Source organism: Chryseolinea serpens, from assembly GCF_900129725.1.
Lineage (GTDB): Bacteria > Bacteroidota > Bacteroidia > Cytophagales > Cyclobacteriaceae > Chryseolinea > Chryseolinea serpens.
Map to the genome: position 1 here is coordinate 1,171,444 of NZ_FQWQ01000002.1, position 12,938 is coordinate 1,184,381.

The 12,938-nt window shown below is 50.7% G+C and carries 14 protein-coding genes; 5 read left to right on the forward strand and 9 right to left on the reverse strand.

Annotated features, from left to right (window positions below; translation table 11 throughout):
- Positions 1-8: 8 nt before the first annotated feature.
- The 5 genes from BUB30_RS18855 to BUB30_RS18870 form a co-directional block, all read right to left on the reverse strand.
- Positions 9-809: a tetratricopeptide repeat protein gene (locus tag BUB30_RS18855; protein WP_073136892.1), complete on the reverse strand. Its 801-nt coding sequence runs from the start codon at positions 807-809 to the stop codon at positions 9-11.
- A gap of 134 nt (positions 810-943) precedes the next feature.
- Positions 944-2,146, reverse strand: a complete 1,203-nt coding sequence (locus tag BUB30_RS18860; RefSeq protein WP_073136894.1) for a carboxypeptidase-like regulatory domain-containing protein — start codon at positions 2,144-2,146, stop codon at positions 944-946.
- 48 nt (positions 2,147-2,194) lie between these two features.
- Complete coding sequence (locus BUB30_RS35205) at positions 2,195-2,356, reverse strand: hypothetical protein (protein WP_178377148.1); 162 nt, start codon at positions 2,354-2,356, stop codon at positions 2,195-2,197.
- Between the two features lie 390 nt (positions 2,357-2,746).
- Positions 2,747-4,219, reverse strand: coding sequence for a pyridoxal phosphate-dependent decarboxylase family protein (locus tag BUB30_RS18865; protein ID WP_221408740.1), 1,473 nt, complete (start codon positions 4,217-4,219; stop codon positions 2,747-2,749).
- A 45-nt stretch (positions 4,220-4,264) separates the two neighbouring features.
- Positions 4,265-4,687 (reverse strand): DoxX family protein, encoded by a 423-nt coding sequence (locus tag BUB30_RS18870; protein ID WP_073136896.1) that lies wholly within the window; start codon positions 4,685-4,687, stop codon positions 4,265-4,267.
- A gap of 82 nt (positions 4,688-4,769) precedes the next feature.
- On the opposite strand from BUB30_RS18870, the gene pdxR reads away from it, so the two are divergent.
- Positions 4,770-6,236 carry a MocR-like pyridoxine biosynthesis transcription factor PdxR gene (gene pdxR / locus BUB30_RS18875; RefSeq protein ID WP_073136898.1) on the forward strand — a complete coding sequence of 489 codons (1,467 nt, stop codon included), beginning with the start codon at positions 4,770-4,772 and terminating at the stop codon, positions 6,234-6,236.
- A gap of 354 nt (positions 6,237-6,590) precedes the next feature.
- Here pdxR and BUB30_RS18880 read toward each other — a convergent pair whose 3' ends face one another.
- Together BUB30_RS18880 and BUB30_RS18885 are read right to left on the reverse strand one after the other, a co-directional pair.
- A complete protein-coding gene (locus BUB30_RS18880; protein ID WP_073136900.1) occupies positions 6,591-7,001 on the reverse strand; it encodes a VOC family protein in 411 nt (136 codons plus the stop codon).
- Between the two features lie 95 nt (positions 7,002-7,096).
- Complete coding sequence (locus BUB30_RS18885) at positions 7,097-7,552, reverse strand: helix-turn-helix domain-containing protein (protein ID WP_073136902.1); 456 nt, start codon at positions 7,550-7,552, stop codon at positions 7,097-7,099.
- Between the two features lie 176 nt (positions 7,553-7,728).
- Here BUB30_RS18885 and BUB30_RS18890 point away from each other — a divergent pair, with 176 nt between their 5' ends.
- Both BUB30_RS18890 and BUB30_RS18895 read left to right on the forward strand, forming a co-directional pair.
- The gene (locus BUB30_RS18890; RefSeq protein WP_073136904.1) at positions 7,729-8,421 is read left to right on the forward strand and encodes a 3-keto-disaccharide hydrolase; all 693 of its coding nucleotides are present in this window, start codon (positions 7,729-7,731) and stop codon (positions 8,419-8,421) included.
- A gap of 175 nt (positions 8,422-8,596) precedes the next feature.
- Positions 8,597-8,971: a helix-turn-helix domain-containing protein gene (locus tag BUB30_RS18895; protein ID WP_073136906.1), complete on the forward strand. Its 375-nt coding sequence runs from the start codon at positions 8,597-8,599 to the stop codon at positions 8,969-8,971.
- 6 nt (positions 8,972-8,977) lie between these two features.
- On the opposite strand, the gene BUB30_RS18900 is transcribed toward BUB30_RS18895, so the two are convergent.
- Positions 8,978-9,439, reverse strand: a complete 462-nt coding sequence (locus BUB30_RS18900) for an SRPBCC family protein (RefSeq protein WP_073136908.1) — start codon at positions 9,437-9,439, stop codon at positions 8,978-8,980.
- Between the two features lie 144 nt (positions 9,440-9,583).
- Entirely contained in the window at positions 9,584-10,855 is a 1,272-nt protein-coding gene (locus BUB30_RS18905; protein WP_073136910.1) for an NAD(P)/FAD-dependent oxidoreductase, read from the reverse strand.
- Between the two features lie 354 nt (positions 10,856-11,209).
- On the opposite strand from BUB30_RS18905, the gene pgeF reads away from it, so the two are divergent.
- Both pgeF and BUB30_RS18915 read left to right on the forward strand, forming a co-directional pair.
- Positions 11,210-11,983 (forward strand): peptidoglycan editing factor PgeF, encoded by a 774-nt coding sequence (gene pgeF / locus BUB30_RS18910; protein ID WP_073136912.1) that lies wholly within the window; start codon positions 11,210-11,212, stop codon positions 11,981-11,983.
- Positions 11,984-11,986: 3 nt separating this feature from the next.
- Positions 11,987-12,898, forward strand: coding sequence for a helix-turn-helix domain-containing protein (locus tag BUB30_RS18915; protein ID WP_084138230.1), 912 nt, complete (start codon positions 11,987-11,989; stop codon positions 12,896-12,898).
- Positions 12,899-12,938: the final 40 nt, after the last annotated feature.

Here is a 12,938-nt window from a genome sequence, read left to right on the forward strand (position 1 = left end):
TGAGTTGCTTATTTATGGCCGGGAGGTTGCGCGGGGGAGGGTGTTGTTTCGTTATGCTGTCGCGCATGGGCAAGTTCACGGGCGATGTCGGCATCCTCGGGTTCTTGTTCTTGTGCGCTTTCAAATTCTTTTACAGCTTCCGGCCATCGATTCTGCTCGGCATAGAGAAGTCCGGCGTTATAGTGGGCCTGGATGTTGGTGGGTTGCAGGGCCAATGCCTTCTTGTAATATTTTTCTGCCTCCGCTTTCTCTTTCATTTGATCGAACAGATTCCCCAGGTTGACATAGGCCAACACATCGTTGGGGTCCAGTTGCAACGCTTCTTCCAGGGCAGCACGTGCGTCGGCCGTGCGACCCACGCCGGAGAGATAGATGCCATAGCTGTTGAGTATGAAGACACGCTGCTTCGGATCGGCTTTGTCTTTTTGGAGATGGAGAAGAAATTGAAAATCGATGTCCTGGATATCCTCCGGCGGCTTGGCGCCCCACTGGGGTTCGAGGCTCACCCGGTTGACTTTGGCGTTGAGCCGTTTCACTTCAATATCGAGGCGCTTTTCTTCCGACATTTCGAAGGCCTTCTCATAAGCCTTTTCGGCCATGTCGAACCGTTCTTCTTCAAAGAATTGATCGCCGAGGTGCTCGTATTGTTGAATGACTTCACGCGATTGATACCGATCCCATTGATCCTGGACCGATGGTATAAAAAATGCCAGCAACATGACCATGGCGCTGCCGAGGCTCACCAAAAGGGGCCACAGTTTCCCGATAGAATACCATTTCAATTCCGGCGACGCATCATCCTCATTCATGGGAACACGGTCTTGCGGTTTAGTAACGTAGGGTATGGCCGTCCTATTGCAGGGCAGGCCTGTCATTTAAAGCTACTAAACTTCGGGCTTTTATTCCATCCTTTAGAAATACGGGGTGAATTTCGGAAAAGGGGTCAATGATCAATATAATTTCCAAATGCCCCGTCCGATTCAAACGAACGAACAATATCGTCCTCCAAGGGAGTTCTCTTAACGATGGGGTTATCCTTCCAAAATTCGGGGTTGTAGGGTGCCGATTGTATAGTTTTTAAGTCGTTCGTCTTTATTCGAATCTTCTTGAAGTGAACATCATTCAGAGCAGTCGCATAGTTAAAAAGTGTGTATAGTGAAGTTATTTTTGCCGTATATGGTTCTGATCCAATATTGTATAGCAATTGAAGATCTGCTTTGATGTGGGATAGTTGGTATCGGTCCGCCGAAGGATTTGTAAAGACGACTTCAAGACTCAAAATCGCATCGTGATAAGGAATCGGCTTTCGATCCCGGGTTAGGTCAAATCCCTGGCTGCCCAACCGTACGATGCCACTTAACTTCATAATTTGTTCCCGGTTTCGATCGACAAATATCTTTCCTTCGAATGCCGGCTTCCGAAGACCGACATGGGGCTGACAAGATATTTCGACAATTTCCTGATCGCCCTCCATGAGAATGTTGAGGATCTCAAAATCGTAGGCATGGAGACCTTCGTGGCTTAGGGGTAATAATATAGGCTTCGGGCGCTCCTGATAAACACCGGCACCAATGGCAAAAATCGAGAAGTTCAGAAAATTCAAACTCCCTTTTATTTCCCTTTTTGCAAATCTTCCCTCCGTAATTTTTGAAGCTTCCACACCGTTGTTATTGAACTTTGTATCGAAAAATCCCTCTAAGATCTCAGTGGGGGTTTGATTCATGAATGAAGTTTGGCGGTAAAAGGCCCTTCCGTAGTGAAACACAGTTTTTTCGGCCAATGCCCTGTCAAAGGTTTTCTCCACCATTTTATATGCCGCATTCCCATCAACCGATACTTCGGGCAAAAAAACAGGTGCTTGCTCCATCACTACAACGAACCCTGTTTGAATCGAATCAATTCTAAACTTAGATGTCTTGTAGGAAATGTGCGACAATAACAATTCCACGGGCATCCCGGCAACGCTCAGGGTAAACTCTCCCTTTTCGTTGCTCACTGTGCCGTGTTGGCCATCGTCTGCCAAAATACTCGCGAATGGAATTGGACTATTCGTGACCTGGTCGACTACGGTGCCCCCTATTTCAACCTGGCCCCACAAACAAGGGGAGCCTAAGTTTAAAAAAAAGAGAAATAAAAAACTTTTCATAATTTAAGAGGAGGCAGAAAGCAAAATCGCTTTCTGCCTGTTTTTTTTCTAGAGTTGAAGCTTCGCGCCGGCCGTCATTGACCCGTTCGAATTTCCTTCGGCGTACAACGTCCACGATCCAAATTCAAGCCTCTCCTCCAGCTCTTCCACTTCAAAGGCTTTTGCGACTTCAACTAGGTCTAAGCAATCGGTGTTTCTTTGATCTTCCATGATTTATACTTTTAAAGTTTGGACGAGTGATTTACAATTCACACAAAATCTCACTCTCTCTTAATTTTCCTGGCGATAGCTGTTTCTTTATAAGAAAAATTGATGCCTTGAAGATCATTTTACACATCAGGATGTAAAACAATATCACGATAATCATACATCCCTATTTTAAACTGATGGCAAAAAAAATCGATCAGACGGACAAAAAATGGCCATGAGATTATTTTATGGCCCGGCGCAAAAGAAAGGATCAATACCTAGCCTTACCGTGGTGTATGTTTACACGGTTTTTTGGAGTAATTCTTGAGTAAATTCATCACTAATGTCGTATCAACGAACAAATGGCGGCTCTGAGAGCGAAAATGAAGGCGTATTATTATCGCTCTTATCTCAACTTACCTCCTCTTTTATCCGCTCCAAATTTTCCTCCACCATCCTCAACGCCAGCTGAATTTCCTTTAAATGCGTCCGAAAGCTCAACACCGCACAACGGATCCACACCTGGCCGTTGATCTGGGTTGAGGAGAAAAAACAGCGGCCGTCGGCGTGCAGGGCTTTTAACAATTGTTGATTGAAGGCATTGCTGTCCTTCGACGGATATCGAAAAAGTGTGATCGACAGATCCGGGTCCGGACCAGTTTCGAAGCCCAATTCTTTTACAGCTTCGTGAAAATAGCGACAGAGGAGAAGCTTCTCCTCCAGGTTGGCTTTGAATGCATTCACACCATGCAAGTGCAAAGGAAGCCACATGCGCAGGCCGCGAAAATGTCGCGACAGCTCGAGGCTGCAATCAGAAGGACTGATCTCGTCGAAGCCATAGGCATCTTGCATATAGGAGGCCTGGTGGGAGTAGGTGCGCAGCAACGTATGAGCATCCTTCACCAGCACCACGCCAGTGCCATAGGGCAGGAACATGCCTTTGTGTGGATCCATCACGAGCGAATCTGATCGTTCGATGCCTTTGAATTTCACAGCGATGTCCCCGAGCAACGTAAAGAATCCGCCATAGGCCGCATCCACATGAAACCACGCGTTGTATTGTTCGCAGAGGTCGGCGATGGCATCCAACGGGTCGATCGCCCCGGTATCGGTGGTGCCCGCGGTGCCGATGACGAGGAAGGGCATCAAGCCGTTGTCTTTGTCCTGACGCAACGCGTCGGCGAGTGCACGAGTATCCATTTGATAGCGCGCATTCATAGGAATGATGCGCTGCTGCGCTTCGTGCAAACCGGTTATGTGCAACGCCTTGTGCAGACAGTGATGCGCCTGCGCGGTGAAATAGACCACCGCTTGCCGTACGTTCGTAGAATCGATTTGATGCGCTTCGCGTGCGGTCTGAATGGCGATGAGACTGGCCATGGAACCGCCCGAGCTTAGGTTGCCGTGGGCCGTGGCAGGATAGCCCGTGATCGTGCAAAGCCACTGGATCATCTGGTTCTCGATGCGCACGGCGCCGGGACTGGAATAAAAAATGCCGACATACCGGTTCGCCGCTGCCGCCAGCATATCGCCCACGGCGCTGGTCCACAGTCCTCCGGCGGGGATATAGCCCATGTGGGTTCCGGCTGCGGAGTTAATGCCGGATTGATCCACCTCATCGCGCAATATATGGAGCAGTTCATCAAACGGTTTGCCGTGATCGTCGATCGTCAAGGCTTTCAGCGCATCGCAGGATTTTTCTTTGTAGCCCGGAGCATCCGGCAAGGCGGTGATAAATTCATCGATATAGTCGAAAGCTTGTTGGGCGATGGCCTGCCGCTGGGAAGCAGAAGGCTCCAGTTGGAGGGCAATCTTTTCCAGCGCAGCAAGCTGAACGGTCAGATCTTCATTTGACTTCATGGTGTTATCATTGAGCGTCATCATCTATTTCGTTTATTCCGGCAATAATCTCCAACAGGATTCTTTGTATCATTGGCGGTCCAACAGCTGATCGATACTCCACCGATAGGTGGGCATTGTGGCCAATAAAAAAGCCGAAGTGCAATCCACGAACACCGCATAGTCCAGGGGACTTTTTACGCCAAAGGAGTAGGTCATCGTGAGCGCGAAAATAAAGGTTAGTCCCGCGGCGCCAAGTGCGGCCCAGCGCGTCATCCAACCGGCGAGGAGCATCAGCGCCAAAGCTGTTTCCAGCACCGTGGCCATGACGGCCAACCATGGGACGATGTGGGGTGGGGCGAACGAATTCACTTCGCCGGTATACACCACAAAAGCAGCCCACCCACTCCCCTGCTCTCCCCAAAATCCCAACCGGCTGGCCACAGGTGACAAAAAATTTGCGGCAGTGGCCACCCGCAACAGCAGGATGGCCAGGTCTTGATATTTTTTCATGACGTTTACGATTACCGATCAAAGGTCTATCTTTATTGGACTATTCTACTAGTCCAGAAATAAGAACCAAGGTAGTCCAGTCATGCATGTTTTAAAGGACCTTATTCAGCTCGACCGGAAGGCAGACGCGCCGGTCTATCTGCAGATCACCAATGCCATCATTCACCACATCCGTCGGGGCACGTTGCGTCGGGGACTGAAGTTACCCGGGTCGCGCGAAATGGCGGAGCACCTCGGGATCCATCGAAAAACCATGTTGGCGGCCTATGATGAATTGATGGCCCAGGGGTGGATCGAAATGATCCCCCGCAAGGGAACCTTCGTGGTGCGCGACCTGCCGGACATCAAACCGAAAAAGATCAAGCCCGGAGAAGAGATCGGGCAATATCCCGGGAAAACATTTTTTCATATCGACGAGAAAAAAGTGATCCCCTTTCCCGTCGGACAATTCCGCGATCCGAACCTGCTCGCCATCAACGATGGTTTCCCCGACACGCGTCTGGCGCCCACGGAATTATTCCTGCGCGAATTCCGGACCGTGGCCCGGTCGAGGGGTTTCAAAAAATATTATCAGTACGGCACGCCGAAAGGACCCGAATACCTGCGCGAAACACTCGCCCCATTCCTGAGCGACACGCGCGGATTGCCCATCACCGCCAGCAATGTCATGATCACCAAGGGTGCGCAAATGGGCATCTACCTCACCACCCAACTCCTCATCAAACCCGGCGACGCCGTCATCGTGGGAGAGCCCAGCTACTTCGCCGCCACCCTCACCTTCCGCCAGGCCGGCGCCACGATCCTGCGCGTGCCGGTGGACGACCAGGGCATCGACGTCGACGCGATCGAAACCTTGTGTAAAAAGAAAAAGGTCAAACTCATCTACGTCATCCCCCACCACCATCATCCCACCACGGTAACCTTAACCCCCGAGCGGCGCATCCGCCTCTTGGATTTGGCTGCACGCTACCGGTTTGCCATCATCGAAGACGACTACGACTATGATTTTCACTACGCGAGCAACCCCATCCTGCCCATGGCCAGCCTGGACCAACACGGAAACGTGATCTACATCGGCACGCTCAGCAAAACCCTGGCGCCTTCTGTGCGCGTGGGATTCATCATCGCCCCCGAAAATTTTATCGACGCCGTAGCCCACCTGCGCCGCTCCATGGATTGGCAAGGCGACAGCATGATGGAAGCCGCCATCGCGGCCCTCTATCACAACGGCGTCATGGGACGCCACATCAAAAAAGTAGTAAAGCTCTATCACGAACGCCGCGATCATTTTGCCGCGCTGCTGAAAGACCAGCTCCACGACCGCATCACCTTCAAGGTACCCGACGGCGGCATGTCGATCTGGGGAACCTTTCACGATGTGGATCTCAAAAAGATGTCGGCACACGCCGCGAAGAAGGGGTTGCTTATTGGTGACGGATCGTTGTATAATACGCACACGAAAAATTACAACGCACTTCGGTTGGGGTTTGCTTCGTTGCAACTGAAGGAGCAGGATAGAGCGGTGGAGATTTTGAGGGAGTCGATGTAGTTGGGGAGCGGTGTTCAGGAGCCAGAAGCCAGGAGCCAGGAGCCAGAAGCTTGTTCTCGGCATTCAGTAGTCAGTAGCCAGTAGTGGTCAAAATTCAGTGGTTAGTAGCCAGTGATCTTGGAGTTGAGTGTGAATAAAAACGGAACAAAGAGGAATTCAGAGATTAAAATAAATTGAAATAGATCAAGACTTATCTTACAAAAAATCATGTGCTGTCAGATCAAGTAGTGGTATTACACCTAAAATTTAAAACTCACAACTCGCACTACGCTCCCACACCCCTACTGGCTACTAACTACTGACTACTAAATTCTGGCTCCTGGATTCTGGCTCCTGGCTCCCGTATTCTGACTCCTAATTTCTCTCCCCCAATGAAAACCAGTTTCCCGAATCATCCTTAAACAACGCTTCGAAAGCATAAAATTCTTTCGTTGGGGCTTTCGTGAATTCCACGCCGCGGGCCTTCAATTCCTCGTAGGTCGCTAAGAGATTTTTGCATTCAAAGACGCCGAAGCCGAAGGTACCTTGTTTGACGAGGTCGCGCATGTGTTTGGCGGTGCCGTTTTTGAACATCATGCCTTCTTCTATGGCCATCAGGGAAATTTCCAGGTCGGGTTGTTCGGGTGGGCAGACCGTGAGCCAGCGTGCGCCCGGGCCCATGGGGGCATCGGTGTGGACCTTGAAGCCGAGTTTGTTTACATAGAAATCATAAGCACTGTCCTGGTTCAGGACGAAGATGCTGACGTGGTTCATTTTTGTGATCATATCTTTTTGCGTTTGTTGTGCTGTAAAGGTGGGCCTAAGTGGGGAAAGAGGCCCTCTTGAAAATTGCTATTTTCGGACGTTGACGTCGGCTAGCGTTATGGTTTGGGATGGGGCGGGGTCCAGCCTTTCTTTTCGGCAAAACAATTGGGAATGAAGTGGAGCGGGTTTTGGATGAGGGCAGCGTGGCGGTCGTGTTGTTGCTGTTGATAGGCCGATGGCGTGAGGCCTGTGAATCGTTTAAATAATCCGATGAAGGAGGTGATGCTATTGAAGCCTACGCGTTCGCAGGTTTCGGTCACGGTGATGTCGGTTTGCAAGAGTTGCTTTGCGTTTTCGATGCGTACGCTGGTCAGGTATTGGTGTGGCGATTTGCCGTAGGTGGTTTTGAATAACCGGATAAAATGAAATTTGGAGAACGTGGCTTCGTCGGCCATGTTGTCGATGTCGATTGCTTCGGCGTAATGATCGTCGATGAAAAGCTTGGCCTGCACGAGGCGGCGATACAGGTATATTTTTGGATAGGGGTCCAGGGTGGGTGGTTTCCGTATCATGTCTTAAAATTGTTCAATAGCGGCGACTTAAAAAAATCAAACGCACCGGTTTCCGCCCTTCACCGGTAATGTTCACCGGCATACCCCTGCCGGTGATTTATGCACAAAATGTTATCTTCACCAGCCTGATCATGCAAAATCCTATTCTACCCTATACAACCTGAATCAGAACCCCTATGAAATTACAGTCCATTGCCCTGCTTGCCTTTTTATGTTTGACATTTTCCGCCAACGCCCAAACGCGCTCACTTTTTAATGGAAAAGATTTTACCGGCTGGCACATCGACGTTCCTGCCATGGACAGTAGCGCTTCGGTGCCCTCGCCTTTCATTATTCGCCAGGGCATGTTGGTGAGTTTGGCCACGCCCGAAGGACATATCATTACGGATGCGGTCTACCAGAACTATCGCCTGCAGGTGGAGTATCGCTTTCCCGGCAAACCCGGCAATTGCGGCGTGCTCTTGCATGCTTCCACTCCCCGATCGCTTTACAAAATGTTTCCGAAATCCATCGAGGCCCAGATGATGCATGAAAACGCGGGCGACTTCTGGTGTATCGTCGAAGACATTACCGTGCCGGATATGGAAAAGCGCCGTGGTCCCAAAAATGACTGGGGCATAACAGAAGGGAAGGAACGCCGCATCAAGAATCTCACCGACAACTCTGAAAAGCCATTGGGTCAATGGAACACCATGGTGGTCGAGTGCCTGGGAAGCGCTATTAAAGTGTGGGTGAACGGAGACCTGGTCAACTATGGCACCAACTGCACGGCCAGCAAAGGGCAGATCGCCCTGCAGGCGGAAGGCTCCGAGGTGGAGTTTCGCAAAGTGGAGCTGACACCGATCACCAAGCTTACCAGCGAAAAATAAAACCCGGACGGTTGCGTCTTTGACTTAGGATGGACACTGAACCCGGCTTTTCGGGAAAGGCCTCCCCGAAAGCAGACGGCGCGTTTCTGCCTCGATTTCTTTGGGCATAGAAAACGAAAGGGCTGCAAACGGTGTTGGAATTTTCAACGATAAGACATTAAACCCAAAAAACGGTATGCAACGCAGCGAAGAGATCTTCAAAGATTATTTACGCCTTCTGGACCGGCATCTCGAGGATGTACTGGCCGGTGATGTCGAGGAAATGTTCGAACTCCGCGAGATCGCGTCGCGTCTTTTCATCCATCCTACGCACCTAAGCAATGTGATCAAAGACCTCACCGGAAAACATCCTTGTTTTTTCTACGAACACAAGATCCTGGATATTGCCAAAGAACTTTTGCAAAATCCAGACAACAGCATCAACGAAGTGGCCCGCCGGCTCACTTACGATCCTTCCAATTTTACAAAGTGGTTCAAGACGTATGCTGGCATCAGCCCGTCGCAATATCGCAAGCAACTGAAGCTTGCGGCCATCGAGGTTTTAGCATAGTCTGAGTTAATAGGCGCCCTCCGTATTCACGGAAGCATCCCAGGCGTGCTGGTTTGGATAGGGATGGCCCATGCCGGTCTCCACGTATTTTTTTAAGCTTCTCAGGAACATCGCCCAGTCGTAGTTGCATTGGTAGAACAGGCGGGTAAGGGGTGGCCATTTATCATGGTTGAACAACAACTGGCAACCATCCTCCGCGCGTTTGATGATCTCGAACGTGATTACCGTATCGATCCACTCGGGCACCGCTTCTGTGCAGCGCCAAACTAACATTTTTGGTGGCTCATTTTTCACCACCTCCATTTCCTTATAATAGTCGCCGAAGTAGAACCGGAGCGTACCGCCTTCCCCGGGGTCGCCGCTGACACGGGGCGTCCACCAATGTGACAAGCCTTCCACCGTGGTCAGTGCGGAGTAGATCGACCATTCCGTTTGGTGAATCGTAAGCAGGTGTCTGATGCAGCTCATGGGAACTTAATAGAGGTTGGCGATCCCCGAAAACCGTAGCCGAAGATACAAACATTTGTAGAACAACCTTCACCCGCGATTGTTCATCCGCGTGCGTGTCTGGGGATTCTAAACGCTGTCGTTCATTGAATGCAGGGTCGACCCCTATTCCCTACGGCTGGGCCGTATGATCATCCGCAGGGACTGGTCGCGGGTGAAGTAGGCAGCGGTCCAGTTATAGAGGGTCTTGAGCCGGTTCCGGTAGTTGATGAGCGACAACAAGTGGATGAAAAGCCACATCGCCCAGGCAATGAAACCGCGGAAGAAGAGGCCCTTCGGAAGGTCGGCGACAGCTTTGTTCCGGCGAATGATGGCCATAGATCCTTTATCATTATAGGCAAAGGGTTTCATCGGTTTTTGTTTCAACTGCGCCACCAGGTTTTTCGCCAACAGCTTGCCTTGCTGGATGGCCACCTGCGCTAACTGCGGGTGACCTTCCGGGTAATTTTTGTCAGTCGTCTGGAAGCTCGTGTCACCAATGGCATAGATAGCATCCAAACCTTTCACTTTATTGTGCTCGTCCACCAACAAGCGGCGGCCGCGTCCGTAGCTTTCCTTGGGCATTCCCTCAAAGACCTTCGACGTTACACCAGCAGCCCAAATGAGAATTTTGGTTTCGATCTTTTCGCCGTTGCTCAAGATCACGGTGTCGTCTACGTAGTCTTTCACCGACACATCCAGTTTTACGGTCACGCCGCTTTCTGTCAGGGTGTCGTAAGTATAGCGCTGTGACTTCTGGCTCATCGGCGAGAGCAGCGTAGGTGACGCATCTACGAGGAAAATTTTTATTTGAGCGATGTTAAGCTCAGGGTAGTCCTTGGCGAAAACATACTCTTTCATTTCGGCCAACATACCCGAGATCTCCACGCCAGTGGGGCCGCCGCCGGCAATGACGATAGATCCGAATTTCCTTCGTTCACCGGGATCGGAAATCACCGTGGCTTTCTCTGCTGCTTGCAAAAGATAATTACGCATTTCAATGGCATCGTTCACCGTCTTCATCGGTAAGGCATGTTTCTTCACGTTCTCGAGGCCAAAAAAATTCGTCTCCGTGCCCGTGGCCAATACGAGGTAGTCATAGCTCAAGTCGCCGCTGGAGAGGACGATCTTTTTCTCTTCGGGGACAATTTTCTGCAGTTCGCCCAATCTGAAGCTGGTGTTGCTTTTGCCTTGAAAAAGCTTTCGGAAGGGGAAGCTGATGTTCGATGTTTCCAGGAAACCCGTGGCCACCTGGTAGAGCAAAGGAGGAAAAAAATTGTAGTTGTTCTGATCGACGACGGTTACGCGAAAGTGGGGATTGTTGTAGAGTTGCTGGGCCAGGTTGATGCCGGCAAAACCGCCGCCGACCACTACAACATGCTTGCTATTTTCTTTCATATATCACGGAATGAAGTTCATAACCTGCTGCGAAAACCGCTCCAGGCAAAATAAAAATCGGATGATGCTAAAGCGTCCATCGGTCGGGTACATTCGTTCAATAGACCTTGCGTTAGCACCCACACTATAAACGTTTGAAGGCCAACATAAGATTTCCAAAATGCAAGAAATTCAGAGGCCAAAATCGCCTCGACAAGCACCGATTTCCCCTCTGTATTTCCATCGTTGCCAAAGCCAAAACAAGATCAAAAATGTGCGTGTGCTTCCGAACGCTCACTCGTACGAACGCAATCGTTTCCATTTTTATGGATATATTTGAAACCAGACTTTGGATACGCTGTTTATTGAACAAGCATGAAAAGAATACAGATCGCCGATCTTCATCTATGGCAGTTTGATGACCTTGCTGAAACGCCTGGCATAAAACATTTCGTTACCGACCGCAGCACACACGAGGCCGGTGATGAGTTCACCTTGAGCTTCTCCAGCACACCCGATAAGGAATTGGTCCGGCGCAACCGGCAGCTGTTGGCAAAGGCCATGGGTGTAGATTATGCGCGTTTGTTCTTCCCCTCGCAGGTGCATAAGACCCGGATCGTGCAGGTCACGTCACAAACACCTTTGGAGGAGCTGATGGAAACCGATGCATTGATGACCAATCAAAAAGGATTGTGCATCGCTGTGATGTCGGCGGATTGCGTTCCGATTTTGCTCTATGATAAAACACACCAGGCGGTGGCCGCCGTGCATTCGGGATGGCGCGGAACCGTGGCCCGCATTCTCGAGAAAACGTTGCAAGCCATGCGCGACGCTTATGGCACCGAAGGAAAAGATATTGTCGCAGGCATCGGGCCCTCGGTGAGCCAGGATGCATACGAGGTAGGTGAAGAAGTCGTGCAGTCGGTGCATCATGCCTTTGGGAAGGAAAGCGGGCTGATGATCCCGCAAGCGGATGACAAGGCAAAGCTCGATCTGTGGAAGGCCAACCAAATCCAACTGCTGGAATTCGGTGTACGCGACGAAGCCATCGAGATCTCCAACCTTTGCTCCGTAAAAAACAACGCGCATTTCTTCTCGGCCCGCAAAGGGGACGCCGGGCGCTTCGCCGCAGGCATCCTCCTAACCTAGCCTATGGCACCGATGGCAACGCGTTCTCCATCTCCCTCCGATCACACCCCCGTGTATTGCCTCGACACCTTTAGCAAAAAGGCGGACGACAGTCTCTTCTACATCGAAAAGCTTCAGACCCACCTGAAGCAACACGAATTCATCAGCAAGCCCCACCGCCATGACTTTTACCTGCTTTTATACGTCATCCAAGGTTCGGGCAAACACGACATCGACTTTGTTTCGTATGACCTCGGCCCGGGATCTTTTTTTGTGATGACGCCCGGCCAGGTGCATGCCTGGAACCTGGCACCCGGAACCGATGGCTACATCGTTTTCTTTGTTCCTGAATTTTACCGGATGGGGTTGACGGAAAACAGCCTGCTGGATTTCCCCTTCTTCCATTCACTCCATCCTAATCCATTGATCCCACTGCCGCCGAATGCGGAACCCATGTTGGACCGGGTGCTTCAGGAAATGCAGGCCGAATTTCACCGGCCTTCCCCGCCGGACTTGCGCCTCCTGCGAAGCTACCTGGACATTGTGCTCCTGAAAGTGGCCCGCCACTACGCCACCGGTGTAGCTGGGCAGGCTGCACAAGGCACGACCTTCAAGCTTCGAAAGCTGGAGGAGTTGATCGACCAGCATTACGCCACCCTAAAGCAACCCTCCGAATATGCCGAACGCATGCACCTCTCCGCATCTTATCTCAATAACATCTGCAAAAAAAACCTAAACAAGACCCTGAGCGACCTTATCCACGAACGCGTGGTCCTGGAAGCAAAACGGTATTTTGCTTATTCCGATCTCACCATCAACGAGGTGGCGCATGCCCTGAATTTCACGGAAACGTCCTATTTCATACGGTTCTTCAAAAAACAGACGGGTCTGACGCCCGAACAGTTTAAAGAATCCATGATCCGTGCTATAGAATAGCTAAACCGTCCTGTACCACCGGGGTTCCGGATGCGTTTAT

Bases quoted from the DNA above. Each gene is read 5' to 3' on its own strand.
- BUB30_RS18870 (WP_073136896.1), bottom strand. From the start codon at position 4,687: ATGAAAAAATATCAAGACCTGGCCATCCTGCTGTTGCGGGTGGCCACT.
- BUB30_RS18865 (WP_221408740.1), bottom strand. From the start codon at position 4,219: ATGATGACGCTCAATGATAACACCATGAAGTCAAATGAAGATCTGACC.
- BUB30_RS18860 (WP_073136894.1), bottom strand. From the start codon at position 2,146: ATGAAAAGTTTTTTATTTCTCTTTTTTTTAAACTTAGGCTCCCCTTGT.
- BUB30_RS18905 (WP_073136910.1), bottom strand. From the start codon at position 10,855: ATGAAAGAAAATAGCAAGCATGTTGTAGTGGTCGGCGGCGGTTTTGCC.
- BUB30_RS18915 (WP_084138230.1), top strand. From the start codon at position 11,987: ATGGCACCGATGGCAACGCGTTCTCCATCTCCCTCCGATCACACCCCC.
- BUB30_RS18900 (WP_073136908.1), bottom strand. From the start codon at position 9,439: ATGAGCTGCATCAGACACCTGCTTACGATTCACCAAACGGAATGGTCG.
- pdxR (WP_073136898.1), top strand. From the start codon at position 4,770: ATGCATGTTTTAAAGGACCTTATTCAGCTCGACCGGAAGGCAGACGCG.
- BUB30_RS35205 (WP_178377148.1), bottom strand. From the start codon at position 2,356: ATGGAAGATCAAAGAAACACCGATTGCTTAGACCTAGTTGAAGTCGCA.
- pgeF (WP_073136912.1), top strand. From the start codon at position 11,210: ATGAAAAGAATACAGATCGCCGATCTTCATCTATGGCAGTTTGATGAC.
- BUB30_RS18855 (WP_073136892.1), bottom strand. From the start codon at position 809: ATGAATGAGGATGATGCGTCGCCGGAATTGAAATGGTATTCTATCGGG.
- BUB30_RS18880 (WP_073136900.1), bottom strand. From the start codon at position 7,001: ATGATCACAAAAATGAACCACGTCAGCATCTTCGTCCTGAACCAGGAC.
- BUB30_RS18895 (WP_073136906.1), top strand. From the start codon at position 8,597: ATGCAACGCAGCGAAGAGATCTTCAAAGATTATTTACGCCTTCTGGAC.
- BUB30_RS18890 (WP_073136904.1), top strand. From the start codon at position 7,729: ATGAAATTACAGTCCATTGCCCTGCTTGCCTTTTTATGTTTGACATTT.
- BUB30_RS18885 (WP_073136902.1), bottom strand. From the start codon at position 7,552: ATGATACGGAAACCACCCACCCTGGACCCCTATCCAAAAATATACCTG.